The organism is Pseudomonas sp. 37 R 15 (assembly GCF_900004865.1).
GTDB classification, from domain to species: domain Bacteria; phylum Pseudomonadota; class Gammaproteobacteria; order Pseudomonadales; family Pseudomonadaceae; genus Aquipseudomonas; species Aquipseudomonas fluorescens_AM.
On sequence record NZ_CVTV01000056.1, the window covers coordinates 320,719 to 344,632 of the forward strand.

General features: G+C 61.1%; 31 protein-coding genes, 1 tRNA gene and 2 pseudogenes. 10 read left to right on the forward strand and 24 right to left on the reverse strand.

The window, feature by feature from the left end; all coding sequences use genetic code 11:
* Positions 1–73: 73 nt before the first annotated feature.
* The 3 genes and pseudogenes from BFQ04_RS22405 (at position 74) to BFQ04_RS30135 (ending at position 1,039) form a co-directional block, all read left to right on the forward strand.
* Positions 74–349: a hypothetical protein gene (locus BFQ04_RS22405; protein ID WP_232790600.1), complete on the forward strand. Its 276-nt coding sequence runs from the start codon at positions 74–76 to the stop codon at positions 347–349.
* A 273-nt stretch (positions 350–622) separates the two neighbouring features.
* Positions 623–918: pseudogene (locus BFQ04_RS29505) on the forward strand (hypothetical protein); the annotation flags it as partial.
* A complete protein-coding gene (locus BFQ04_RS30135) occupies positions 869–1,039 on the forward strand; it encodes a DUF4113 domain-containing protein (protein ID WP_256544607.1) in 171 nt (56 codons plus the stop codon). The pseudogene BFQ04_RS29505 and the gene BFQ04_RS30135, both read left to right, overlap by 50 nt.
* Positions 1,040–1,042: 3 nt before the next feature.
* On the opposite strand, the pseudogene BFQ04_RS22415 reads toward BFQ04_RS30135, so the two are convergent.
* The 4 genes and pseudogenes from BFQ04_RS22415 to BFQ04_RS22430 form a co-directional block, all read right to left on the reverse strand.
* Positions 1,043–1,252: pseudogene (locus tag BFQ04_RS22415) on the reverse strand (hypothetical protein).
* 107 nt (positions 1,253–1,359) lie between these two features.
* Positions 1,360–1,536 carry a DUF3606 domain-containing protein gene (locus BFQ04_RS22420; RefSeq protein WP_065952667.1) on the reverse strand — a complete coding sequence of 59 codons (177 nt, stop codon included), beginning with the start codon at positions 1,534–1,536 and terminating at the stop codon, positions 1,360–1,362.
* Between the two features lie 206 nt (positions 1,537–1,742).
* Positions 1,743–1,829, reverse strand: a tRNA-Leu gene (locus BFQ04_RS22425).
* 136 nt (positions 1,830–1,965) lie between these two features.
* On the reverse strand, positions 1,966–2,493 hold the full coding sequence (locus tag BFQ04_RS22430; protein WP_065952668.1) for a DinB family protein: 528 nt from the start codon (positions 2,491–2,493) through the stop codon (positions 1,966–1,968).
* A gap of 123 nt (positions 2,494–2,616) precedes the next feature.
* Here BFQ04_RS22430 and BFQ04_RS22435 point away from each other — a divergent pair, with 123 nt between their 5' ends.
* Entirely contained in the window at positions 2,617–3,306 is a 690-nt protein-coding gene (locus BFQ04_RS22435) for a tellurite resistance TerB family protein (protein WP_065952669.1), read from the forward strand.
* On the opposite strand, the gene BFQ04_RS22440 is transcribed toward BFQ04_RS22435, so the two are convergent.
* The 7 genes from BFQ04_RS22440 to BFQ04_RS30140 form a co-directional block, all read right to left on the reverse strand.
* Entirely contained in the window at positions 3,303–4,124 is an 822-nt protein-coding gene (locus tag BFQ04_RS22440) for a hypothetical protein (RefSeq protein ID WP_065952670.1), read from the reverse strand. The two genes, BFQ04_RS22435 and BFQ04_RS22440, sit on opposite strands and share 4 nt — an antisense overlap.
* Before the next feature lie 19 nt (positions 4,125–4,143).
* A complete protein-coding gene (locus BFQ04_RS22445; protein WP_065952671.1) occupies positions 4,144–4,491 on the reverse strand; it encodes a DUF2493 domain-containing protein in 348 nt (115 codons plus the stop codon).
* 61 nt (positions 4,492–4,552) lie between these two features.
* On the reverse strand, positions 4,553–7,267 hold the full coding sequence (mgtA, locus tag BFQ04_RS22450) for a magnesium-translocating P-type ATPase (RefSeq protein WP_065952672.1): 2,715 nt from the start codon (positions 7,265–7,267) through the stop codon (positions 4,553–4,555).
* A gap of 234 nt (positions 7,268–7,501) precedes the next feature.
* Positions 7,502–7,795 (reverse strand): hypothetical protein, encoded by a 294-nt coding sequence (locus BFQ04_RS22455; protein ID WP_065952673.1) that lies wholly within the window; start codon positions 7,793–7,795, stop codon positions 7,502–7,504.
* Between the two features lie 475 nt (positions 7,796–8,270).
* Positions 8,271–8,738 carry an arsenate reductase ArsC gene (locus tag BFQ04_RS22460; RefSeq protein ID WP_065952674.1) on the reverse strand — a complete coding sequence of 156 codons (468 nt, stop codon included), beginning with the start codon at positions 8,736–8,738 and terminating at the stop codon, positions 8,271–8,273.
* A gap of 11 nt (positions 8,739–8,749) precedes the next feature.
* A complete protein-coding gene (locus BFQ04_RS22465; RefSeq protein ID WP_065952675.1) occupies positions 8,750–10,033 on the reverse strand; it encodes an arsenic transporter in 1,284 nt (427 codons plus the stop codon).
* Positions 10,034–10,052: 19 nt separating this feature from the next.
* Positions 10,053–10,238 carry a hypothetical protein gene (locus tag BFQ04_RS30140; protein WP_065952676.1) on the reverse strand — a complete coding sequence of 62 codons (186 nt, stop codon included), beginning with the start codon at positions 10,236–10,238 and terminating at the stop codon, positions 10,053–10,055.
* A gap of 144 nt (positions 10,239–10,382) precedes the next feature.
* On the opposite strand from BFQ04_RS30140, the gene BFQ04_RS22475 reads away from it, so the two are divergent.
* The 4 genes from BFQ04_RS22475 (at position 10,383) to BFQ04_RS22490 (ending at position 12,197) form a co-directional block, all read left to right on the forward strand.
* Positions 10,383–10,598 carry a hypothetical protein gene (locus BFQ04_RS22475; RefSeq protein ID WP_065952677.1) on the forward strand — a complete coding sequence of 72 codons (216 nt, stop codon included), beginning with the start codon at positions 10,383–10,385 and terminating at the stop codon, positions 10,596–10,598.
* A 70-nt stretch (positions 10,599–10,668) separates the two neighbouring features.
* Positions 10,669–11,364: an AzlC family ABC transporter permease gene (locus BFQ04_RS22480; protein WP_065952678.1), complete on the forward strand. Its 696-nt coding sequence runs from the start codon at positions 10,669–10,671 to the stop codon at positions 11,362–11,364.
* Positions 11,361–11,672 (forward strand): AzlD domain-containing protein, encoded by a 312-nt coding sequence (locus tag BFQ04_RS22485; RefSeq protein ID WP_065952679.1) that lies wholly within the window; start codon positions 11,361–11,363, stop codon positions 11,670–11,672. The genes BFQ04_RS22480 and BFQ04_RS22485 overlap by 4 nt, the downstream gene beginning before the upstream one ends.
* 171 nt (positions 11,673–11,843) lie before the next feature.
* Positions 11,844–12,197, forward strand: a complete 354-nt coding sequence (locus BFQ04_RS22490) for a hypothetical protein (RefSeq protein ID WP_065952680.1) — start codon at positions 11,844–11,846, stop codon at positions 12,195–12,197.
* Positions 12,198–12,352: 155 nt separating this feature from the next.
* On the opposite strand, the gene BFQ04_RS22495 is transcribed toward BFQ04_RS22490, so the two are convergent.
* From BFQ04_RS22495 to BFQ04_RS22540, 11 genes are all read right to left on the reverse strand, one after another.
* Positions 12,353–13,057 carry a YoaK family protein gene (locus BFQ04_RS22495; RefSeq protein WP_065952681.1) on the reverse strand — a complete coding sequence of 235 codons (705 nt, stop codon included), beginning with the start codon at positions 13,055–13,057 and terminating at the stop codon, positions 12,353–12,355.
* A 66-nt stretch (positions 13,058–13,123) separates the two neighbouring features.
* The gene (locus BFQ04_RS22500; RefSeq protein WP_065952682.1) at positions 13,124–14,758 is read right to left on the reverse strand and encodes an ATP-binding cassette domain-containing protein; all 1,635 of its coding nucleotides are present in this window, start codon (positions 14,756–14,758) and stop codon (positions 13,124–13,126) included.
* A 124-nt stretch (positions 14,759–14,882) separates the two neighbouring features.
* Complete coding sequence (locus BFQ04_RS22505) at positions 14,883–15,932, reverse strand: DNA topoisomerase IB (protein WP_065952683.1); 1,050 nt, start codon at positions 15,930–15,932, stop codon at positions 14,883–14,885.
* 75 nt (positions 15,933–16,007) lie between these two features.
* Positions 16,008–17,087 (reverse strand): molybdenum ABC transporter ATP-binding protein, encoded by a 1,080-nt coding sequence (gene modC / locus BFQ04_RS22510; RefSeq protein WP_065952684.1) that lies wholly within the window; start codon positions 17,085–17,087, stop codon positions 16,008–16,010.
* Entirely contained in the window at positions 17,084–17,773 is a 690-nt protein-coding gene (gene modB / locus BFQ04_RS22515; RefSeq protein ID WP_065952685.1) for a molybdate ABC transporter permease subunit, read from the reverse strand. Before modB ends, modC begins: the two co-directional genes overlap by 4 nt.
* Entirely contained in the window at positions 17,774–18,526 is a 753-nt protein-coding gene (gene modA, locus BFQ04_RS22520) for a molybdate ABC transporter substrate-binding protein (protein ID WP_065952686.1), read from the reverse strand. It abuts the gene before it with no gap.
* Positions 18,527–18,631: 105 nt separating this feature from the next.
* A complete protein-coding gene (locus BFQ04_RS22525) occupies positions 18,632–19,690 on the reverse strand; it encodes an NAD(P)H-dependent flavin oxidoreductase (RefSeq protein WP_065952687.1) in 1,059 nt (352 codons plus the stop codon).
* A 109-nt stretch (positions 19,691–19,799) separates the two neighbouring features.
* Positions 19,800–20,846, reverse strand: a complete 1,047-nt coding sequence (gene ada, locus BFQ04_RS22530; RefSeq protein ID WP_065952688.1) for a bifunctional DNA-binding transcriptional regulator/O6-methylguanine-DNA methyltransferase Ada — start codon at positions 20,844–20,846, stop codon at positions 19,800–19,802.
* 75 nt (positions 20,847–20,921) lie between these two features.
* Positions 20,922–21,587, reverse strand: coding sequence for a DNA oxidative demethylase AlkB (gene alkB, locus BFQ04_RS22535; RefSeq protein WP_065952689.1), 666 nt, complete (start codon positions 21,585–21,587; stop codon positions 20,922–20,924).
* A gap of 3 nt (positions 21,588–21,590) precedes the next feature.
* A complete protein-coding gene (locus BFQ04_RS29770; protein WP_163001619.1) occupies positions 21,591–21,755 on the reverse strand; it encodes a hypothetical protein in 165 nt (54 codons plus the stop codon).
* Positions 21,756–21,780: 25 nt separating this feature from the next.
* The gene (locus BFQ04_RS22540; RefSeq protein ID WP_003173824.1) at positions 21,781–22,083 is read right to left on the reverse strand and encodes a DUF1883 domain-containing protein; all 303 of its coding nucleotides are present in this window, start codon (positions 22,081–22,083) and stop codon (positions 21,781–21,783) included.
* Positions 22,084–22,295: 212 nt separating this feature from the next.
* Here BFQ04_RS22540 and BFQ04_RS22545 point away from each other — a divergent pair, with 212 nt between their 5' ends.
* The gene (locus BFQ04_RS22545) at positions 22,296–22,646 is read left to right on the forward strand and encodes a hypothetical protein (protein ID WP_065952690.1); all 351 of its coding nucleotides are present in this window, start codon (positions 22,296–22,298) and stop codon (positions 22,644–22,646) included.
* A gap of 248 nt (positions 22,647–22,894) precedes the next feature.
* Positions 22,895–23,125, forward strand: coding sequence for a hypothetical protein (locus BFQ04_RS22550; RefSeq protein ID WP_065952691.1), 231 nt, complete (start codon positions 22,895–22,897; stop codon positions 23,123–23,125).
* Between the two features lie 9 nt (positions 23,126–23,134).
* On the opposite strand, the gene BFQ04_RS22555 is transcribed toward BFQ04_RS22550, so the two are convergent.
* Entirely contained in the window at positions 23,135–23,416 is a 282-nt protein-coding gene (locus BFQ04_RS22555) for a hypothetical protein (RefSeq protein WP_065952692.1), read from the reverse strand.
* 143 nt (positions 23,417–23,559) lie between these two features.
* Positions 23,560–23,745 carry a hypothetical protein gene (locus tag BFQ04_RS22560; protein ID WP_017528082.1) on the reverse strand — a complete coding sequence of 62 codons (186 nt, stop codon included), beginning with the start codon at positions 23,743–23,745 and terminating at the stop codon, positions 23,560–23,562.
* Positions 23,746–23,914: the final 169 nt, after the last annotated feature.

Consider the following 23,914-nt stretch of genomic DNA (forward strand, 5'->3'; position numbering starts at 1 on the left):
TTTATCCCAGACGGGTGGACACATGTATAGACTTGATCGCTTGAACGGCCTGCTGCGAGAGCAGGACTGTGTGATGTCAATTGACATCAAATTCAACGAATTCAAATACGATTTGGAGTTGGTGCTGTCTGCCAATGAGTCAGGTTCGGACGCGGTATCGCTAATTTTTCATGATGTCAGCGCTCTTGAGTTGAACGGATTCGGTGGCGGCCTGACCCAGTTCATGCATCTTGAGGCCTCCCGTGTATATGATGGCCTCGACAGAATTCGGTATGAAATCAGAGATCTGAGTGGCGGGAAGATCTCGTTCAGTTTTTTCAATTTTAGCGGGTCAAATATTCAGGGGTGATCATTCGGATTTTGATAGCGGCGGTAGCGGTGGCGATGCTGGCGGGGTGTATGGCACCAACGATGAACGAGGCCCGCCAAGAGGGGCCATACAAAGTGTTGACCTCAAAAAAATCCGACGCTGTACTGGCTAAGTGCGTTCATTACGAGTGGCAGAACCAGCCAATATTCGGGGCGTACGCCTGGCGCAACGCTTCAGCCGGGGCGCGATAATGGATATACGGTCTTTACAGAAGGCTCCCAATATTTCGTGGACATTCAGCCGCAGGGTGCTGAGTTCGAAGGCACGCCAACCGCGCGCGACATCTACCTCGACAACACCCCCCTGCAAGACCCTCAGGGCAACATGAACTTCCCAAACGTGAAGTGGGAGTGGCGTACCGGGGCCGTGGACCAAAGCTATATCCAGGGCACCCCTTCGATTGAGAACGAAACCACGATCAGTACCGAGCTGCGCAGTGGGACGCCATGGGTGCGTGCCATCAGCAACACACCCAGCTTTGCGCTGTGCGCGTCCGTTTTGCGTGGCCTGCGCTTCAGTCAGTGGACTCTGGCGGAAACGTCAACGGCAAGGGGAACGCTTCGTTCTGCTAGCGTGCCCACCAATCCCGACGGGGGTATGCGTCGGGAGATGATGAGCCAGAGCTACACCACCAAGCTGGACCAGCTTTGGGCTGTAGCCTGCAAGTAGCTGTTATTCAGGACTCATCAATACCGCCAGAGTCAGTTTGATGAAATCCTCGTTATCGTCGATGGCTTGAAGGGCGCCACGAACATTATCCGCTATCTCGGCAGAGCCACGCTGCTCCACCCAGTTGGATAATTCCATGATGGACGCCTCAAGGGCGAGTTGGTTTTCTTAGAGTTTGGAAAGCAGGGAAGGGATCAAATCGGAATTGGGCATGGCTAGTTCTCCGTGAGGTAAACAGCGTAGCAGGGAGTGCTGGCAGCGCAATAACCGCAATGAGGTTCAGGAAACAGCCCCGCTAGAACGCGGGGCGTTACCACTCTTCACTTACCGAGTTTCTTGCGTACGTCGTCAACCATTGGACCAACAGCTTTCACTGCATCTTTGAGCTGTTGCTCAGTTACACCAAACTCTTTGGTCCAATGCTTCACCTCCCAAGCTTCCGAGGTGTTTACTCGAGCACGATCCTGCGGGCCGCGGTTTTTCAAATCGTCAGACATAATTAGCTCCTTACGGGATAGCTTGGAAGCGCCCAAGCCTATCTCGATAGAACGTTAGTACAGGACGGTAGTTCGGTCTGATAAAGAGGTGGGGAATTCGTTCGGCAGGACGCCAGGGGAGGGGGAATTGCGGAGCAGATCTCAGAATTGCGGAGCAAAAAAGATAAGGGCCTGCCCAGGTTTCCCCGGCAAGCCCTTGATATCTATGGTGCCCGAACCCGGAATCGAACCGGGACGCCCTTACGAGCGGGGGATTTTAAGTCCCATGCGTCTACCAGTTTCGCCATTCGGGCGGTAGCGCGGTGCAGCAGGGTTGCGAATATATAGATCCCGACGCTTTGGCGCAACCTCGATAGATCCTTTACTGCACAAACACCGGTCTGAAAAAACCTGCCAGATCAGTGATCTACGCTGCGAGGCAGGCTCCGTTCAGTCAATCAGCGCGAGCAGGTCGGTGTCGCCCACGTCCACGCCGGCTTGACTCAATAATGTGGTCACTTGGCCGCGATGATGGGTCTGGTGGTTGAAGAAATGCATCAGCAGGCCGAAAAACGGTTTTTCAGACGCTACGCCGCCCATGGTGTGGTAACTCAGTCGCAGGTCCAGGTGGGCTTCGCGCAAGCTGTGGGCCCAATCGAGGATGAGTTGATCCAGCCACGCACGATGGGCCGAGAGTTCACGGATGTCTGCGAATGCCAATTGCCTGAGGTCGCCGGGTGTGGCGATGGCGTTCAAGGGCGCCAACGCGCTGAACCCCGCCGGGTGCTGGGCAAAGCGTTTGAGCCAGACGGTGTCGCCCAGTGCCAGGTGATTGAGGGTGCCCAGGATCGAGCCAAAAAATGCCTGCCGGTCCGCAGTCAACGCCGCGTCTGTGAGCGTGCCGGCAGCCTCGTAGACCTTGCGATTCATCCATTGATTGTAGTTGGCCATCAACCCGATGTGCTCGATTCGGTTCACCTGGGTTCTCCCTTGAGGTGGTGGTGGCACCATCATAGAGCTTGCCCGCCCGGCGGTCATGGTGTTCCATCGGCGGCGAACTATGGTTGATTAATGCCACTAAGCGCCTGGGAGGGCGACACCATGAATACCGGCGATCTATTGGAACAACTGTTGCGCGGCGCAGGGCAGGGCGGCGCTTCTTCGGGCGGCGGTTTGGGCGGGGTGCTTGGCGGACTGCTCAAGGGCAACCGCGCCGGTAATGCTTCGGGCGGCGGCCTCGGCGATTTATTGGGTGGGCTCGGCGGCATGCTGGGCGGTGGCGCGGCTACGCGTCCAACACAAGGGCGCGCCGGGGGGATGAACTACGCCGCGTTGGCTTCTCTCGGGATGATGGCCTACAAGGCGTATCAGGCCTGGCAGAGCCAGCAGGCGAGCCAGGCGCAACCCGCTTTCCAGACAGCCGACCAGCTCTCGGGCGCGCAAGTCGAAGCGCACAGCCATGCAGTGCTGCGCGCGCTGATCGCTGCCGCCAAAGCCGATGGCCACATTGATGAAAAAGAGCAGCAGCTGATTTCCAATGAGCTGGGCAAGCATACTGACGACCCGCAATTGCAGGAGTGGCTCGACGCTGAAGTCGCCAAGCCGCTGGATGCTGCGGATTTCGCCGAGTTTGCCGCAGACCCGGCGGTGGCGGCCGAGGTGTATCTGGCCAGTGTCCTGTTGGTCGATGACCAACAGGATGCAGAGCGCAATTACCTGGACGACCTGGCGGGGCAACTGCACATCGATCCGCAGTTGCAATTGCACCTTGAGCAGCAGGCCAAGGCCTAAAACCTCAGCGTTGCCGCCGTGGTCAGCCACTGGTCACGCTCGCCGATCAGGCTGCGCCCGAGCACCAGGTCCACGTCGACAGACTCGCCGACGTGGAATCGCGGTCCGGCCTGCCAGGCCTGATCGCCGCCTTCCTGGCCGTAGCGCTCGGCGAGCAGCGTGAGGACCTCTGCCACGCGATATTCAAACCCCGCGCCCCAAGTCAGGCGCTGCTGCTGGTCCCCGTCGTTGTAGGCATGATTCCAGCCGACATTCAGATTCAGGCGTAAAGCGTCCAGGGCTTGCCACGTCAACGGCAGGTTGAAGTCAGCGCCATCGAATGTGTGCTGTCTGTCCAGGGCAAAGTGCGCCCCGGCGGCAATCGCCAGTTCGAGCCCCCAGTCGTCTCGCGACAGCACCTGTACCTTTATTTGCGGGCTGACTTGAGTTTCGCCTTTGCCCTCGGCAGTAGCGCGCGACAATGCCGTTCCCCACTGCACCGAGGGCATCTCGTTGAACGTACAGGCCGGCGACACGGTTTGGTTATGTGTAGCGCCGGCGTGCCGGTTGGCGGTGTACCAGGCGTCGACATTACATTCGCCAGGGGCATTGATGGCGCCATCGTCCACCACATAGGCGCCGCCTGCCGCATGAGCCTTCGCAAAAAACACCATGAGCAGGACGACACCCAGGCTCACCCCGATGAATATCAGATTGCGCTGCAACGCACGGCGCTTGGCCGGCGGCAACAGCAGCAGGGTAGGACGCACACTGCGCGAGTGACGCGCGCGGTATTTGGCAAACCCGTCCGCCTGCTTTGGCTTGTGATGGTTGTGCATGATGCACCTCGCTTGAATTTCAGCTTTCTACGCTCAGCACCGAAATGCCGCTGGCTTTGGCCTGGCAGACCAGCTCCGAGGTGTCGTCACCACCCGGCAGGGCGATGATCACGTCGGGGCGGCTGTCGGCCAGCATGAAGTGGTTGCGCTGGCGTTCCGCCTGCTTGCCGTGGCGTTGCCAATTCGGCGGATAGCGCACCACGTCAATCGCGTTTTCGCGGGCCCATTCCTCGATGTCGCTGCCCAGGAACTGGTTGCCGCCATGGATCAGCACCTGCACCGGGCGCAGGCGGTGGTAAGCGTCCAGCACCTGGCGGGACTTTTTGCTGTCGGCGTAATGCCGACCTGCACAGATCAACACGCGCATGAGTAAATCCTTGTGTTGCACGGTGAGGGTCGGGCGACCTTCACCGTTTGAACGGAGGGGGTCAGTACCACTGCTTGAAGCGGCGGATGTAAATCGTCTTCATCAGTTGGGCGACGCAGCAGTAGGCGAGCAGGGTGCCCACCAGCCATGGGAAGTACGCCAGCGGCAGCGGTTGCAGGCCCACCAGGGTGCCCAGGGGCGAGAACGGTACGTAGATGCCCAGGGCGATGACGATGCCGGTCATCATCAACACCGGCCAGGCGGCCGTGCTCTGGAAGAACGGGATCTTGCGGGTGCGCAGCATATGCACCACCAGGGTTTGCGAGAGCAGGCCCTCGATAAACCAGCCGGACTGGAACAGGGTCTGCATTTCCACGCTGTTGGCCGAGAACACGTACCACATCAGGGCAAAGGTGGTGATGTCGAAGATCGACGAGGTCGGCCCGATCCAGATCATGAAGCGACCGATGTTTTTCGCGTCCCACTTGCGCGGCTTGGCCAGGTATTCCTTGTCCATCTTGTCCCACGGCAGGGCCAGTTGGGAGATGTCGTACATCAGGTTTTGCAGCAACAGGTGAATCGCCAGCATCGGCATGAACGGAATGAACGCACTGGCCACCAGCACCGAGAACACGTTGCCAAAGTTGGAACTGGCGGTCATGTTCAGGTACTTCATGATATTGCCGAAGGTCTCGCGGCCTTTGAGCACGCCTTCTTCGAGCACCATCAAGCTCTTTTCCAGCAGGATGATATCGGCCGATTCCTTGGCGATATCGGTGCCGCTGTCCACCGAAATACCCACGTCGGCATCGCGCAGGGCCGGCGCATCGTTGATCCCGTCGCCGAGGAAACCGACGGTGTGGCCGTTGGCTTGCAGCGCCTTGAGCACCCGTGATTTCTGCAGCGGGGTGAGCTTGGCAAACACCGTGCGTTCTTCCACGCAGCGCAGCAGCGTCGCGTCGTCCATCGCTTCGATTTGCGGCCCCAGCAGCGGTTGGCCGGGCTCGAGGCCGACCTGGCGGCAGATCTTGCTGGTCACGACCGCGTTGTCGCCGGTCAGCACTTTGACCGCCACACCGATCTGTTGCAGCGCGGCAATCGCCGGGCCGGCCGTTTCCTTTGGTGGATCAAGGAACGTCAGGAAACCATGGATCACCAGATTGCGTTCATCGGCGGTGGTGTACTGCTGGCGCGCCAGCGCTGCAGGGATGGTGCGGGTGGCGACGACCAGCACGCGAAAGCCGTCTTCGTTGTAGTCATTGGCGATCGCCAGCAACTGCTCGCGGCGGCGCTCATCCAGCGGTACGGCGGCGCCGTTTTCCAGGGCGTGGGTGGAAATGCTCAGCATTTCTTCCACGGCGCCCTTGCACACCAGCAGATGATCGCCGGCGGCGTCCTTGACCATGATCGACAGGCGCCGGCGGACGAAATCGAACGGCAATTCATCGACTTTGCTGTAGGCAAACGGCACTTCGAACTTGGGATTCTGCGCAGCGAACTGCACCACGGCCTGGTCCATCAGGTTCTTCATGCCGCTCTGGTGAAAGCTGTTGAGCCAGGCCAGGGACAGCACCGCATCATCGCGCTGGCCAAAGGCATTGACGTGATGCTCCAGGATGATCTTGTCCTGGGTCAGGGTGCCGGTCTTGTCGGTGCACAGCACATCCATCGAGCCGAAGTTCTGGATCGCATTGAGGCGCTTGACCACCACTTTGCGCCTGGCCATGGCCGTGGCGCCTTTGGCCAGGTTGGCGCTGACGATCATCGGCAGCATTTCCGGGGTGAGGCCTACCGCAACGGCGAGGGCGAACAGGAAGGCATCGCCCCAATCACCTTTGGAGAAACCGTTGAGGAAGAACACAATCGGCACCATCACCAGCATGAAGCGGATCAGCAACCAACTGACGCTGTTCACGCCACGGTCGAACGCGGTCTGTACCCTTGAGCCGACAATCGCCTTGGCCAGCGAGCCGAAGTAGGTGCGCGGCCCGGTGGCGACCACCACGGCCTTGGCCCGACCGCTGACCACATTGGTGCCCATGAAGCAGATGTTCGGCAGGTCGAGCAGGTTGCCCTGGTCGGCAGGCAGTGGGGACGCGGACTTTTGCGTGACATCGCCGAGGGTGTCGTATTTTTCCACCGGCAAGGCTTCACCGGTGAGCACCGCCTGGCTGATAAACAGGTCGCGGGATTCGATCAGGCGGATGTCGGCGGGGATCATGTCGCCGGCCGACAGGTGCACGATGTCGCCGGCGACCAGCTCGCGCATCGGCACTTCGCGCAGGGTCGGCCGGGCGCCCACCTGTTCGCGACGCAGCACCGTGGCGGTGGTGCGCACCATCGCCTTGAGCGCCTCGGCGGACTTGGCCGAGCGGTGTTCCTGCCAGAAACGCAGCAGGCTGCTGAGCAGCACCATGGTCATGATAATGATGACCTTGGTAGGGTCGGCTTCTTCGCCGTCCTGCATCGGCAGCCAGCAATCGGTGATGAAACTGATGCCGCCCAGGGTCAGCAATACGTAGATGAAAGGATTGTTCAGTGCCTGCAGGAACTGGACGAGGGCGTGAGGCGGCTTGTCATGGGCCACTTCGTTGTAGCCTTCGCGGTGCAGGCGCGCCGAGGCGTCCAGTTCGGTCAGGCCATCCTGGGTGGCGCGTACGTTGGCCAAGGTGGCCGACAGGCCGTTGCGGGCTTCGCGGGCGGCGCGCATCGACAATCTGGTGTTGTCGTCGATGCCTTTTTTCTGCGGCAGTGGCGTGTTTTTTACGGCGCTCATGGTGTGTACTCCTGTCGCCAACTCTCGACAAAACATACCCGTTACTTGCCTGTTTACAGGCGAGCGAAAGCATGCCGAGCCGCGAACTTCGCGATCGGTTTAAATAAGATCTGGATAATCACTTACCGTAAATGCTGAGCACGCGTTTATTAACGTGCGCGCAGCAATTCACGACTGGATAAGTTCACAAGGAACTCCAGTGCATCAATAAGAAAGTTACTGTTTCCAGTCAGGTCAGGCGGCGCGAGCGCTCACGTAAGAACCGAGCATCACGCCCGTGCGGGCCAGGCTGGAAACGCTGGGTCTTTGCGGGTCCTGAGGGTCGGCGTGATCCGGGTGCTGCACCCACTGGCCGCTTTGCGGGCAGGCACGCCAATGGCCCAGCGGGCGGGCCGGGTGCACTTGCAGGGAGGATGAAACAAACGCTGCGGGGGCAGGGGGCAAGCCTGCGGGCGCACGGCACTGCTTGGTGCGCAGGGCGGCGGCAAGGGTGCGTACATCAAGTAAAACATGGGTTTGGAAGGTCATAACACACCTCGGGACCGGACACGCGACCGGCGAGGCAGTTACGGTGGAGCATCAAGCTCTAGCGCAGCTTACCGGGCCTGGAAGGCGAGTCCCGTCATGTTCTGGGTTTGGCGCCCGACGCCCGCTGAGGCGGTGCTCGGACAGCGACTAGATACTGTGTCCATTGGCTTCTTTTGTGAGGTTTAAAAAAGGCCCCTGTGGCGGGCAGGGGCAATTTACTCAGGCAGTTACAGAATGTCAACGCATGGTTAATTAAATGATCGGGTATTCAGAGTTGGTTCAGATAAGTGTGCGCTCATTTAACTTCAAATATCGCGTGCTGTAATAGGACGCTCTGAGCGAGTACCGGCACTGTGTGGGAGGGGGGTTGCTCCCGATAGAGGCATATCAGTCAAATAGGTGTACCTGACGCACCGCTATCGGGAGCAAGCCCCCTCCCACAGTTTTGATCGTCTTCGACATGGACACCGGTCGGTTAGGAAGCGATGCGGTCCAGTTCGATCTTCAATTGGGCGGGACTGATAGTTGCAAACGGCAAATGGAAAAAAGCCTGGCAACGGCTGATGATGATCGCCAGCGTTTTCTGGAACGCGGCCTCCACGCTGGCCTCATCCCCCTTAACATCTGACGGGTCCTCCAGGCCCCAGTGGGTTTTCACGCAAGGTCCGAAATACACTGGGCAGGCTTCACCCGCAGCCTTGTCGCACACGGTGATTACCACGTCCGGCGGGCTGCCTTCGAACGCCTCATTGCCCTTGCTGTACAAGCCGTCGGTGCTGATGCCTGCCGCTTGCAGCGTAGTCAGGCTGCGCGGCAGTACCTGGCCCTTGGGAAAACTGCCTGAGCTGATCGCCTCGAAACCCGGCGGTGCCAGATGGTTGAACACCGCCTCGGACAAAATGCTGCGACAGCTGTTGGCGGTACACATGAACAGAACTTTCATCACGGCATTCCTTAGAAACTCAGGCGCAAGGCCAGGGCGGCGAGGGTGATCAACAGCACCGGCACAGTCAGCACAATCCCGACCTTGAAGTAGTAGCCCCAGGTGATGGTGATGCCCTTGCGCGCCAGGATGTGCAGCCACAGCAGAGTGGCGAGGCTGCCGATAGGGGTGATTTTCGGGCCCAGGTCGCTGCCGATCACGTTGGCGTAGATCATCGCGTCCTTGATCACGCCCACGGCATGGCTGGACTCGATGGACAGCGCGCCGATCAACACCGTTGGCAGGTTGTTCATCGCCGAGGACAACAACGCGGTCAGCACGCCGGTGCCCATGGCCGCGCTCCACACGCCATAGCTGGCGAAGGTGTCGAGCCAGGTGGCGAGGTAATCGGTCAGGCCGGCGTTACGCAAGCCGTACACCACCAGGTACATGCCCAGGGAAAAGACCACGATCTGCCATGGCGCGTCTTTCAAGACTTTGCGCGTGGAGATTTTGTGGCCCTTGGCGGCGATCACCAGCAACAGCACGGCGCACACCGCGGAAATCGCGCTGATGGGAATGCCCAGCGGCTCCAGCGCGAAGCAGCCTACCAGCAGAATACCCAGCACCCACCAGCCGGCGCGAAAAGTCGCACGGTCGTGGATGGCACTGTCGGGTTGTTCCAGGTCGGCCGGGTCGTAGGTCTGCGGAATATCACGGCGGAAAAACCACAGCAGCACCGCCAGGGTCGCGGCGACGCTGACCAGGTTCACCGGCACCATCACGGCGGCATATTCGTTGAAACCGATCTTGAAATAATCCGCCGAGACGATATTCACCAGGTTCGACACCACCAGCGGCAGGCTCGCCGTGTCGGCGATAAAGCCTGCGCCCATGACGAATGCCAGCGTCGCCGCCGGAGAAAAGCGCAGCGCCAGCAGCATCGACATCACAATCGGGGTGAGGATCAACGCCGCGCCGTCATTGGCGAACAGTGCCGACACCAGTGCGCCGAGCAGCACCATGTAGGCAAACAGGCGCCGGCCCCGGCCACGCCCCCAGCGCGCCACATGCAGCGCGGTCCAGGCAAAGAAGCCGGCTTCATCCAGCAACAGGCTGATGATGATCAAGGCGACAAAGGTACCGGTGGCGTTCCAGATGATGTGCCACACCACCGGAATATCCGCCAGGCTGATTACCCCGCATGCCAGGGCCAGGATCGCGCCCAGGCTGGCGCTCCAGCCGACGCCCAGGCCCTTGGGTTGCCAGATGACCAGCACGATGGTGACAAGGAAAATCGCAATTGCGACAAGCATGAATTAACGCTCCGATGGCTCAGCAGCAGGTGCTGGCCCGTTGTGGTCTGTCGCCCATTGCCTGCAGACGCAACGCGTCGTTCTGCAGGCAGGGCCGGCTGTCATCCAAGGCATGGATCAGTTCGCCTACGTAAAGTTCGCGCTCGCGCAGGATTAATAGCGTCAGCCGTGCTCGGCCGGCATCGGCCAGGCATTTGAACAGCATTGCGGATAAACGGCCATGTAAGTCAAATCCTGATTTCGGTTGACGTGGATCAACTGCCCGATGATCGACCACAAGTGATTGAAATTAAACTGAAACACGAATGTCCTAAAGTGCCCGCCCATTGCTGATGAAGGAAGCTCCCGCGTGACCCGAGCCACTCGTAACCTGCGCAAAACCCTGGATTCCATCGCGGAAAATAACGAAACCGCGGCGTTCGATCTCATGCGTGCCGTCGAAAAGCTCGGCGATGAAGTGCTGCGCCAGCGCCTGCTCAACAGCATTCACCGGTTGAATCAGGACGCCTGCGAACTGCGCGAAGCGCGCGATTCGGTGGAGATGGTTTCGGTAAAACTGGCCTGAGCAAGATCGTTCAAGACAAGCGCCCGAGTGCGCTGCATGCTTGCCGACTGTTTGTCGATGAGCCCAGTCCATGCCTGCTGCCCTCCCTCGTGACGCGTTCACACGTGGCGCCATTGCTGTCATTCCGTTATCCCTGGCCTGTGCCCCCTGGGGGTTGCTCGCCGGCTCCATGGCCATCGATGCGCAGTTCACGCCGCTGCAAGCCCAGGGCCTGTCCGCCATCGTGTTTGCCGGTGCGGCTCAACTGGTGGCGATCGGCATGGTCAAAAGCGGCGCCAGCCTGCTCTCCATCGTGCTGACCACCTTGCTGCTGACCTCCCAGCATTTGCTCTACGGCATGCACATGCGCCCGACACTGTCCTCGCTCAACACCCGCTGGCGCATGAGCCTGGGTTTTCTGTTGACCGACGAGTTTTTTGCGCTGGTCAATCACTATGACCGCCAGACCTTCAATCGCTGGTATGCCCTGGGTGTCGGCCTGACGTTTTATATCATCTGGAACCTGTTCACCCTGGCCGGCATTGTCCTGGGCAAAAGTATTCCCGGCCTGGACCAGCTGGGGCTGGAGTTTTCGATTGCCGCGACCTTTATCGCCCTGATCACGCCGGTGGTGCGCGACGTGCCGACGGTGGTCTGCGTCGCCGTCTCCCTGTTGTGTTCGGTATGGCTGAGTTACCTGCACTGGGAATCGGCGGTGGTGGTCTCGGGCGTATTGGGGATGAGCGCAGGGTTCGCCTGCAAGCGCCTGGGAGTAGGGCAGCGATGATCTACCTGATGATTGTGGCGATGGCGCTGGTGGTGTTTTTCAATCGCTACCTGTTTATCGAGCCGCGCCTGCCGGTACGGCTCAATCGGGGCACGCGTGAGTTTCTCGGGTTTGCCGTACCGGGCATGCTCACCGCGATTTGCGGGCCGATTATTTTCATCAAAGACCACCAGCTCGACCTGAGCCTTAGCAATCCCTACTTGCTGGCCGGGGTCTGCGCCGTGGGGTTGATGCTGTGCACGCGCAGTGTGCTGGTCACAGTGCTGTCGAGCATGGCGCTGTTCTATCTGCTGCGCTGGTGGTTGTGAACCGCAGGCGAAAAAAAGCCCGCGGGAGGGCGGGCAGAAGGGAGACTTCTAAAAATGAGCGTGGCCACTATAAGACGCCGGCTTTGCCTTTACAGTGAAACAAAGTTCATGGGCGCGTCAGTTGGCGGCGGCGCAATGGTAGAGTCACGGTTTTCCCAAGGAAGCACAGGCATGTACAAAGTGGTGATAGGCGCATTGGTACTGGCGACGCTGGCCGGCTGCGCGGGTTCGAAGATGAAGGAGGCGCGTGCGGGCAGCCCGTACAAAACCATGGCGTCGGACAAGGCCACCCTGGTGGTCGCCCAATGCATCCAGTACGGCTGGCAGGACGAAAGCGTGTTCGGCATCGATGCCGGCGGCTTCAAGGAAGCCACCGAGGCGGGAGGCTTTACGGTATACACCACGGGCGGTGACTACTTTGCGGATGTACAGAGCACGGGTGCGGGTTCTAGCGTCAAGTATTACGCCGCAGAGGACACGATGCCCGCCAAACGCCGTCTGGCTGCGCTTGCCACTTGTCTGTAATACCTTGCCTTAGTCATATTCGGAAACGCCCGGCGGGACAGCCGTCGGGCATTGGCCTATTATTCACCGGCTCGCCCGACGTGATGGCTCTTTACCGGTACACGGATGTCGAGGCCGAAACGTCGGGCGGGCACCTCTTTTCCAAACCCTGGTGTTCAGCGTGGCATGAAGCCCAGCTGCCAGCGCCGGGGAATCGCCAGGGTCGCCAGGCCCAGTGACCCTGCCAATGCGCCACTGACCCAGAGTGCGCGCAGCCCGATCTGCTGTTCCAGCAGCGCCCCGATCACCGCGCCGACAAACATCCCTGCCCACGGGATCAACTGCATGCGCCAGCCATTGCGGCGTTCGCCCATCAGCCAGCGGCCCAGCCCGCGACCAAAGCGTGAGAGCGCCCCGGTGACATAGGTGAGCCCCACCGGCACGCCATTGACTTGCTCGACGGCCGCGTTAAGCATGCCCATGGCGATAATCGCCGCCAACAGAGCGGGCAGCGTATCGGACCAGGGCAGCAGTGCCGCACCGCAGAGCAGGGCGCCGATGCTGAGCAGCAAGGGCAGCGCGTGGCGCTTGCTCAAGCGGCTGACGATAACCCCCAGCGCGTTGCCGATGATGAAGGTGGCAACCAGCAATACCAGGCGCGCGGTAAGCCCCCCGTCGCCTGCACTGATCGCGACCGCCAGGCGCGTGGTGTTGCCGCTCATGAACGAGACAAAATCGCCGCTGGCCATGAAACCAATGGCATCGGTCATGCCGGCGAGTACCGACAAACCGGCCACCAGCAGCAAGCCCACGCGTCCACGCCAGCGTTGTCGATGGGCGAGGGCAGCATTGGCGGAGGGCTTGAGGGGCGAAGGCAGCATCGGCCGGTTTCCAGTGAGATTATCCGGCCACTACCCTAGGACGCTTTGCGACTGCGTGCAATCAGATCACACAGGCTCCAGGCGCCACCCGCTGCTGTACCAGCTCAGGTAATGGCTGGGTTGGATCGCCTGCAGGAACGCTTCATCGTGGGACACCGCCACCAGCGCGCCGGTAAAGCCCTTCAAGGCCTGTTCAAAGGCCATCACCGTCTCCAGGTCCAGGTGATTGGTCGGCTCGTCCAGCAGCAACAGTTGCGCCGGTGTTGCGCGCCACAAAGCGATCGCCATCGCCGCTTTCAACCGCTCGCCACCGCTGAGTTGCCCCGCGGGTCGGGTCACGCGCAAGGCATCCAGTTGCAGCAAGGCCAGGCGCGTGCGCAGTTCGCCTTCGACCAGCGGCGTGTCGAGCAGGTTGAGCTGATCGACGATACTGCGCTGGTCGTCCAGCAGCGTCAGGTGCTGGTCGATATAGGCGCAGGGCACCGAGACCGCGCACGTGCCACTGACGGCGTGCCATTGCCCGGCAAGCAACTTGAGCAAGCTCGATTTACCGCAACCGTTCGGCCCGCGCACCGCCACGCGCACAGGCCCGGTCAGGTCCAGGCTCAGATAGGTTGACGGTGCACGCGGATCCAGCCAGGGCAACTGCGCCTGTTGCAGGCTGACCACCTGGCGACCGTTGGCCAACGCCGAGCCGGGTAAGGTCAGCAAGGTCGGCGTCTCGTCCACCACACGCTCGTAGGCCTGGCGCACCTGCGCGTCGAGTGCGTCTTTGTGATCGCGATGGGCGCTGCCCCGGGCGCTGACGATTTGCGTGGCCGCGCTTTTCCAGCGCGCCCTGGTAAACCGGTCGACGTTGGCGGTCTCGGCCTGTTTGCGTGAGTGCGCCGCGTGGCGCTGCAGGCTGTCATGGGCCTTTTGCAAGCGTTGACGTTCGCGGCTGCGCTGCTCGCGGGCGTATTCCCACGCTGCGGTAGCCGCCTGCTGTTGGGCGTCGCGTTGCTCAAGATAGGCGGCGTAGTTGCCGCCGTAAGCCTGCACACCGAGCGGCGACAGTTCGATGATCCGGCCCATGGTGTTGAGCAGCTGCCGATCATGGCTGACCACCACCAGGCCACCGCGCCAGGCAGCCAATTGCTGCAGCAGCCAGGCACGCCCGCAACTGTCGAGGTGGTTGCTGGGCTCGTCGAGGATCAACAACTGCGGCGCCGCCAGCCATGCGCCGATCAGTGCGACCCGGGCCAATTGGCCACCGCTGAGACGATCAACCTGCGAAGCGGCGCTGAGCGATGGCAAACCTGCCATATCCAGGGCCGTACGCAGGCGTTCGGCAAGGTCCCAGCGCTCATCGATCAGCTCCAGGTCACCGGCCAGACCCACGCCCTGAATCATGCGTTCAAGGGCGGCCAGGCATTGGGCGGTACCGGTCAGATCGGCGACGGTCGCACCGGGCCGCACCACCACGGTCTGGGGCACGTACACCACATGGGCCGGTGCCTTCAGCGTACCAGAGGAAGGCTGCAGGATGCCGGCCATCAATTGCGCCAGGATACTTTTGCCGCGCCCGTTGCGCCCGACGATCCCGGTGGGCGTCTGGTCGATGGACAAGGTGAGGTCCTCCAGCACGGTGTCGCCATTGGCGAACTGGAAACACAGGTGTTGCAGGGAAATCAATGCGGGCAGCCGGTTGACGTGAGTCATCAGCACCTCCAGGAAAATGTCGAACAGGCCAACAAGCGCGCCAGGCGGCTCGTTGCAGAGGCATTTTTGAAGGCTTAGTTGTTCACGTCGGCAATCGTCCCGAGAGTCAGAAGGGATTTGGAGGCTAACCCACCTTGGCTGGCTTGGGCAAGTCCGCGACCAGTTGCTCAAGGAACATCGCCAAGGCGACTTCTTCGGCTTTGAGGCCCTTGCGCACCCGTGGCTTGGGCAACTTGGACAGCTCACCCAGGCTGAAATGTTCGAGCACCGCCGGGTGGATATAGCACTTGCGACACACCGCCGGCGTATTGCCCAGTTGCCTCGCGACGTCCTTGACCATCGCCACCACATGGCGCTTGGCGTCGGACTCCGGTTGCCACGCCAATTCGCGCAACACCGCCAGTGCCATGGCCGTGCCGGCCCAGGTGCGGTAGTCCTTGGCGGTGAAATCCTCGCCGGTCAGGCTATGCAGGTACGCGTTGACGTCCTGGGAGCTGACGGTATGGCGCTCGCCGTTTTCGTCCAGGTACTGGAACAGGTTCTGCCCGGGCAGTTCCATGCAGCGTTTGACCACGCTGGCCAGACGCCGGTCCTTGACGCTGATTTGATGCTCCACGCCGCTCTTGCCGCGAAACTGGAATTTTATCTCGCTGCCCTTGATGTCCACGTGACGGTTGCGCAGGGTGGTCAGGCCGTAGGATTTGTTGTCGCGGGCGTACTGGGTATTGCCGACGCGGATCAGCGTGGCATCAAGCAACATCACCACCGTGGCCAGCACCTTTTCGCGGGTGAACCCGGGCTGGGCGATCTGTGCTTCCAATTGTTTGCGCAACTTGGGCAAGGCAGCGCCGAACGCCTGCAGCCGCGCGTACTTGTCGCTGTCGCGCACCTCACGCCAGCGCGCATGGTAGCGGTACTGCTTGCGACCACGGGCGTCGCGGCCGGTGGCTTGCAGGTGGCCACGCGGGTCGGCGCAGATCCACACATCGGTGTAGGCGGGCGGCACCGCCAGCGCATTCAGGCGCTTGATCTCATCGGCATCGGTGATGCGCTCGCCATCGGGAGCGAAATACTGGAACTTGCCGCGCAGCTTTTTGCGGCGGATTCCGGGTTGGCTGTCGTCAACGTAATGCAGGTCGCGGGGCAGATCGGCGGGCAGCGAAGAGTCGTGCATGGTGCGGGTTCCTTGGCAACGGATCAGGCCGGTATGTCTGATTGACCGCGTCGCCCTGCGGTCGTGCCAAATGGTTTAGGCGAGCACCGCCACCGCCTTGATGTGCGCCCACAGCACTTGCCCCGGTTGCACATTCAGTTGGTCGCGGGAGAACCGCGTGATGCGCGCCAGCAACGGCGTGCCGGCGGCATCCAGGCGCACCAGTGCATGGGCGCTGTTATCCGCCGCGACGTCCTGGATGACGGTCACCGGCAGGCGGTTGAGGATGCTGCTGTGCGCTTGCGCCTGGTGGCTGAGGCTTACGTCACGTGCCTGAATCTTCACCCGCAGCTGTGTGCCCAAAGCCATCGGCGTGTGGGCCACGCGTATCTGCAAGAGGCAATCGGGCAGTTGCAGGGTGAGCAGTTGGTAGTGCTCGTCATAGGCAATCACGCGGCCAGTGACGACCACACCGGCATCGTCGCCCAGTGCCAGGGGCAGATCGAGCCGCGCCAGGGTTTCGCCGATAGGTCCGCTGGCCGGGGCCTTGCCGTCGTCGAGCAAGACGAGGTGATCGGCCAGGCGCGCCACTTCGTCCTGGGCATGGCTGACGTACAGCACCGGAATATCCAGTTCGTCGTGCAGGCGTTCGAGGTAAGGCAGGATTTCGTTTTTGCGCTGGCTGTCGAGGGCCGCCAGGGGTTCATCCATCAGCAGCAAGCGGGGACTGGTGAGCAGGGCGCGAGCGATGCCGACGCGCTGGCGCTCACCACCGGACAGGTGCTGCGGGTCGCGCGCAAGCAGGTGAGCGATACCCAGCAGCTCAGTGGCCTGGGCCATGTCCACGCGCCGCTGCGCACGTGGGATGCGCTTGAGGCCGAACGCCAGATTGGCCTGCACCGACAGATGGGGAAACAGGCTCGCCTCCTGGAAAACGTAGCCCAGGGCGCGTTTGTGCGGCGGCACGAACAGCCCGTTACGGCTGTCTTGCCAGACCTCGTCGTTGATCTGCACAAATCCGTCATCGGCGCGCTCCAGGCCGGCGATACAGCGCAGGCAGGTGGTCTTGCCGGAGCCGGAAGGGCCGTAAAGAGCGGTTACGCCACGGCCCGGCAATTGCAGTTCCACGTCCAGCGCGAAGCCTGTGTACTTCAGGTGCAGGCGTACCTCGATCATCGCGAAGAACTCCAGCCCATGTGGGTTTTACGGCTGGAGTAGAGCGCCAGCAATACGAGGAACGCGAACACCACCATCGCGCCGGCCAGCCAGTGCGCCTGGGCATACTCCATGGCTTCGACGTGGTCGTAGATCTGCACCGAGACCACCCGGGTCTTGTCCGGGATATTGCCGCCGATCATCAGCACCACGCCGAACTCGCCGACGGTATGGGCGAAGCCCAGAATCGACGCGGTAATGAAACCTGGGCGAGCCAACGGCAGGATCACCGTGAAAAACGTGTTCCAGGGACTCGCACGCAAGGTCGCGGCCACTTCCAGAGGGCGCGTGCCGATGGCCGCGAACGCGTTTTGCAACGGTTGCACCACGAAGGGCATGGAGTAGATCACCGAGCCAATCACCAGCCCGGCGAAGCTGAAGGTCAGGGTGCCCAGGCCCAGCCACTGGGTGAACTGGCCGACGTAGCCATTGGGCCCCATGGCCAACAGCAAATAGAAGCCGATGACCGTGGGCGGCAGCACCAACGGCAACGCAACGATTGCACCGACGGGACCGCGCCACCAGGAACGGGTGCGCGACAGCCACAGGGCGATTGGCGTACCGATCAGCAGCAGGATCACCGTGGTCAGCGAGGCCAGTTTGATCGTCAGCCAGATCGCGGAAAAATCGGCGCTCGTCAGCGGCATTTACAGCGCATAACCGTAGGACTTGATCACCGCAGCGGCCTTCGGCCCTTTCAGGTAGTCGACCAGGGCCTTGGCGGCGGCGCTGTCCTTGCCTTTGGCGAGGATCACCGCGTCTTGCTTGATCGGGTCGTGCAGGGACGACGGCACGATCCACGCCGAACCGCTGGAGACTTTACCGTCCTTGTAAATCTGCGACAGTGCCACGAAGCCCAGCTCGGCGTTGCCGGTGGACACGAACTGATAGGCCTGGGTGATGTTCTGGCCTTCGACGATCTTGTCCCTGACCTGGTCGGTCAAGCCTTCCCTGGCCAGCACTTGAGTGGCGGCCAGGCCATACGGCGCGGTTTTCGGGTTGGCGATGGACAGGTGCTTGAACGCATTGCGCTTGAGCACTTCACCTTGGGCATCCACGTAGCCGTCTTTCGCCGACCACAGGGCCAGGGTGCCCACCGCGTAGGTAAAGCGCGAGCCCTTGACGGTCTCGCCTTCGGCCTCGAGTTTTTGCGGGGTCGTGTCGTCGGCACTGAGGAACACCTGGAACGGCGCGCCATTCTTGATCTGGGTATAGAACTGCCCGGTGGCGCCGTAGGCCGCGACCAGCGTGTGACCGGTGTCTTTCTTGAAGTCGGCGGCAATCGCCTGGATGGGCGCGGTAAAGTTGGCGGCGACGGCCACTTGTACCTCATCGGCCTGCGCCGAACCCAGGGCGAAGACGGCAAGCAGGGGGGCCAGGCGCGCGGCGCGGATCATCATGAAGCAACTCCTTGAGGGTGTACGGCTTGTTACCGCTATGTACGGGAATATATAGCGGTTACCCGGTGCCGGTACAGTACGAAGTTGCGCCGTGTGCTGACAGGCCTAGCGCAGCTTGGCCAATGTCTGCTCAGCCAGGTCGCGGGTCAGGTCATACGTTGAGCGGTCGTTACCCAGACGCAAGGACTGGCCGGCCCACAGGTTGCTGAAGCCCGCTTCGTCCCTGGCCTTCAGAGGCAGCAATGCGCCACCGGCCCGTGGAAACGCTGGCGCGGCTGCGTTGATCGCGCCCAGCTCGCGCATCACGCGATTGACAATGCCCCGCGCCGGGCGACCGGTGAACAGGTTGGTGAGGGCCGTTTCGCTGGCCTGGGCATGCCGCAAGGCATGGTGGTGGGAAGCGCTGACACTGGCTTCGGGGGTGAACAGGTACGCCGTGCCGATCTGCACCGCCGAGGCGCCCAGGGCAAACGCGGCGAGCATCCCGCGCGAATCCGCGATACCACCAGCGGCAATCACCGGCACGCCGACGGCATCGACGACTTGCGGCAGCAGCGCCATCAAGCCGATCTGACTGTTGAGGTCGGCACTGAGGAACATACCGCGGTGCCCGCCGGCCTCGATGCCCATTGCGATAATCGCATCACAGCCGTGTTGTTCCAGCCAGACCGCTTCCTCGACCGTCGTGGCCGACGACAGCACCTTGGCGCCGGTGGCTTTTACCCGGTCCAGCAAGGCTTTTTCCGGCAGGCCAAAGTGAAAGCTGACGACTTCAGGGCGCAAGGTTTCGATCACTTCACACGCCGCTTCATTGAAGGGGGCACGATTGGAGACCGGGGTCGGCGCATCAAAATCGGCGCCCAGCTCGCGATAGTAGGGTTCGAGCAACGCTTTCCAGCGGCGCTCGTGTTCCTCGTTCGCGTCCGGCGCCTGGTGGCAGAAAAAGTTGACATTGACGGGGCGGGTGCCAGCTTGGCGGATGGTGGTCAACGCTTCACGCAGTTGCTCGATGCTCAGCGCAGCCGCAGGCATGGACCCCAGTGCGCCGGCCTGGCTGGCGGCAATCACCATGGCGGTGGTGGTCGCGCCCGCCATGGGGGCCTGGATGATGGGCAGGTCGATGCCCAGCAGGTCGAGAATGCGCGTGTCTGGCCAGGTGCTCATGGGATGCGTCTCCAGCGTCAGTGAGGCTTTTCGCTGTTTTAGCAGGGCCCTTGGCGCCCGGCCAGTCTGTTTTATTCACTGGACGAGGGCAGTGCTTTATGCAGCGGGGTCAGTCCGATGTTTCCCGCGCCAGCAGCGTGCGCTTGCGCTCTACGCCCCAGCGGTAGCCGGACAGGGCGCCGTCACTGCGCACCACGCGGTGGCAGGGGATTGCCACCGCCAAGTGGTTGGCGCCACAGGCCTGGGCCACTGCGCGAAATGCCGTGGGCGCGCCGATACGCTGGGCAATCTGCGCATAGCTGGCCGTGCTGCCCACCGGAATATCCCGCAGCGCCTGCCACACCCGTTCCTGGAAGGCCGTGCCGCGTAGATCCAGCGGCAGGTCCAGGCCAAGGGCGGGCGCTTCGATAAAGCCCACGACCTGGGCGATCAATTGTTCGAAATCCCGATCCGCGCCGAGCAGTTCGGCGTTGGGAAATTGGTCCTGCAGGTCGCGTACCAGCGTATCCGGCTCGTCGCCCAGCAAGATCGCACACACGCCGCGTTGACTCTGCGCCACCAGAATCGCCCCCAGTGAGCATTGGCCCACGGCAAAGCGAATCCGGTTGTTGGCACCGCCGGCCTTGTACTCCTGCGGCTTCATGCCAAGCACTTGGTCAGCCGCTGCATAAAAGCGGCTGTTGGAATTAAAGCCGGCGTCGTACAGCGTATCAGTGACCGACTGCTGCGCCTTGAGCCCATCACGCACCTTGCGCGAGCGCAGAGCGCCGGCGTACCCCTTGGGTGTAAGGCCGGTGATGGCTTTGAACACGCGATGGAAGTGGAACGAACTCAAGCCGGCATGGCGGGCGAGCGCGTCCAGGCTGGGTGGCGTCTGGGCCTGTTCTATCTGACGACACGCCTCGGCGACCAGCTTTGCATGGTGGGCGGCCAGTTGCGTCTGGTCGCCGGCGGCGCGTCGGCTGGGACGATAACCGGCGGCTTCGGCGTGTTCCGGAGTGTCGAAGAATTCGACATTTTCCGGACGCGGCAAACGTGAGGCGCTGCTGGGCCGGCAGTACACGCCGGTGGTTTTCACAGCGTACACAAACAGTCCATCGGCGTTGGCATCGCGGGCCACGATGGCGGCCCAGCGTGGGTCTAGTGAGTGGTTCATGGCCTGCACTCTTGAGTGGTGATCGGCAGATTAACCCTGCTGTTCGCGCGCGACACTCCGAAGCTTGCGGTCAAATCAGCCGGCGGTGCGAAACGTCAGGTTGATGCGTTGCGGTCCCATGATCGGGTGCTCGCCTTCCTTGACCGGCATCACGCCATGGAAGCGCAGGCGATCCACGCCACCCCAGACCACCACATCACCGTGGAACAGCGAGACTTTTTGCGTCTTGTCACTGCGCTGATGGCCGCCGAACAGGAAAATCGCCGGCAGGCCGAGGGACACCGACACCACTGGCGCGTCATAGCGCTGCTCGTTCTTGTCCTGATGCAGCGACATTTTTGCACCGGGCACATAGCGGTTGATCAGGCAGGCATCCGGCGAGAAATCGCTGAAACCTGCAGCGTTGGCCGCCGAGATGGCCAATTCGCGCAGTGCGTCGGGCATTGCCGGCCAAGGTTGCTGGCTGCGTGGATCGAGAGGGCTGTAGCGGTAGCCGCGCGTGTCGGTGGTCCAGCCCAGCGCGCCGCAACTGCTCAGCGCGGCCGACATGGTAAAACCGCCAGGCGTGACCATTTGCCGAAACGGCGACTGGGCCAGGACACGCCGCAACTCAGGCAATAAACGATCAATCCAGGGCAGGGCGTAGCCTCCCAGGACGTAAGACTCTTCGCCAATCTGTTCGCGCCTTGCAGGTTGCTGCAGGGCATCATCGGCGAACAGGTCAGCGGTAGGCCCCGGCATGGCTTACAGCGCCTTGCTCACGTTGATGTCAGTAATTTCGTCGCTTGCATCGTGGATTTTCGCCAGGGCTTGCCGGGCCTCCTCGACACTGTTGCTGGTCAGTTGGGCGAATTCGAAGCGACGTTCGCCGTTGAGCTTGTACTTGATAACGTATTTGGTGGTGTTCACAGCTTTTTTCCTTGCGGCGTTCGGGTCAGCTCAGCTTGGTGCTGGTGCGACGAACAATGCGAATCTTGTGGGACAGCGCCGGTTTGCGGGTAACACTGATGGCGCGGCGCGTGACCACATCCAGGGTAATGTTCCAGAAACCGGTGCTGGGCGCGGTGATTTTCGCCGGAAATTTATCGAAGGCGCCACCGTGGTAGGTGTGGCGCCCACCGTTCTTGAAGCTGCGAAAATTCGCATCGCTCATCAGACGAATATTACAGGTCTGTGAGCATTCGATGACAACAATGTCTCCCTCGTTAAGGTGCTCACGCTGATGGATGAATTTCATGGGGTGTCTCCAGAAGGGCTTTTTCTGAAAAATCAGAACGATACGTAGGTTAAGATGGAGTTTATCAGCCCCAGCGCGTTTATTATCGGGCTGTCGTCGACGACTTCGACAATTTAAAACAGTTATTTACCGAGTTTTCAGAGATAAATCCTACATTGGCGGGAGAAAATCCCTGTGTCCGCTGTCGTAGGGTCTTTATCGGAGGTTTTAGTATGAAGTGGAGTGTGTTGGTGCTGGCCTTGGCAATAGCTGGGTGTGCTTCGGTTGCAGATATCAAGCAGACCCCACCTACGTTGGTGGTCATTTCCGGGAAAAAGCCGCAGGAATATGCGGCATGCGTGGTACGCAAGTTGGAGGCGACACGTCGTCCGCCACAGATCGAACCGCATAAGGAAGGTATTCAAGTGATCGTGCCGCAGAAGTTTTCGGCCGATCCGTCAGCGATCTTCGAAATCGAGGACCGCTCCAGTGGCAGCAGCATCAAGCTCTATGAAAGCATGTCCAACGTGCCGATTCGGCCGGGCGATGTGAAAAAAGCCGGGGAGGATTGCATTTCCGGCTAACACAGGGCGTATGTCCACGAACTGAATCCGATAAGAGCCCCATTGGGCAGGACGAGCATCTTCGTTCCTGTCCGGTGGGGTTTTTTCTGTGTTATCCGGTACTCAACCCATAAAGCCGAGCGGGCTGATGGGCGCGCCCAATGGCGTGTCGATCGGCAAGGCATCCGTTAAACTGTCGGTCACTGCCTACAAGAATGCCGTTCAAACCCTGGGTCTGAGCGGCCTTGCCCCGCCTGGAACGTCCCATTATGAAGCGAGAACACGTCAAAGCCCGCCATGCTGAAGGTCAGATCACGGCGACCCACGTCATCCAGAACCCTGCCGACCTGGGCGAGTGGATCGTATTTTTCAAGAAGAGTGACGGCCGCAGTTACTTCCTGGTGGACGATCAGGATGAGGTCGAGTCATTCCCGCGCCTGGATGACTTGATCGAAACCCTGCGCAGCCTCGGGATCAAGTTCGCCGAAGTTCACCTGTAGCACCAAGGCTTACTTGCACACCACCACGACGCTGCGGCTTTTGAAATTGCCCACGTCCTTGCCCAGCGTTTGTTCGCTTCCCTTGAGTGAAGGGGTCCCGTCGGTGCCGACGATGCGGTAACCGGTGCCCGCGCAGGAAGCGTCGGCTTTCTCGTAGCAGCTGGCCCAGGAGTTGACTTCGCCCGAGCAGTCGATGGTCAAACCTTGCTCACCATTTTTCAGGTAAGTGTCGGATGTGGTGGTGCAACCGGCCAGCGCCAATACCGCAGTGAGTGCCAGGATCTTGTTCATAGAGAGTCGTCTTCGAAGGTGTTGAGGGGGGCGCTGACACTGTCGTGGGGCGTTGGCGGAAGATTATAGCGAACTGCCATCTAGGTACAGCCAAACACAAAAAAGCCCCGCTTTGCGGGGCTTTTGCTGCAAGGCCGCGTGGCTTACTTGCCCTTTGGCCGCTTGCTCGATGCATGACCGGCTTCATCCACGAACACCTCGGCCACCGCAATCGCCATGCTTTCGGTCTCGAAAACGCCCGCGACGCTGTCGCCATGGAAGTTGATCAAGTGCCAACCGTCCGCACGTTTGGTGATCAGGTAGCCGTTTACGCCTTTGGGTTCTGACATCTAATTAGCAATCTCGTAAGCTGATTCAAGGGTGCAATGATAGCCGCAAATACCCCGCCGTTGCCCAAGTAATTCCAGCCCGGTGCCGGGCTTCGAAAAGCGTGCTACAAAGGATCAGGCCCTTTGAAAACGCAACACTCGAGCGCCGGCCAGCCTGCCGGTTGAAAGA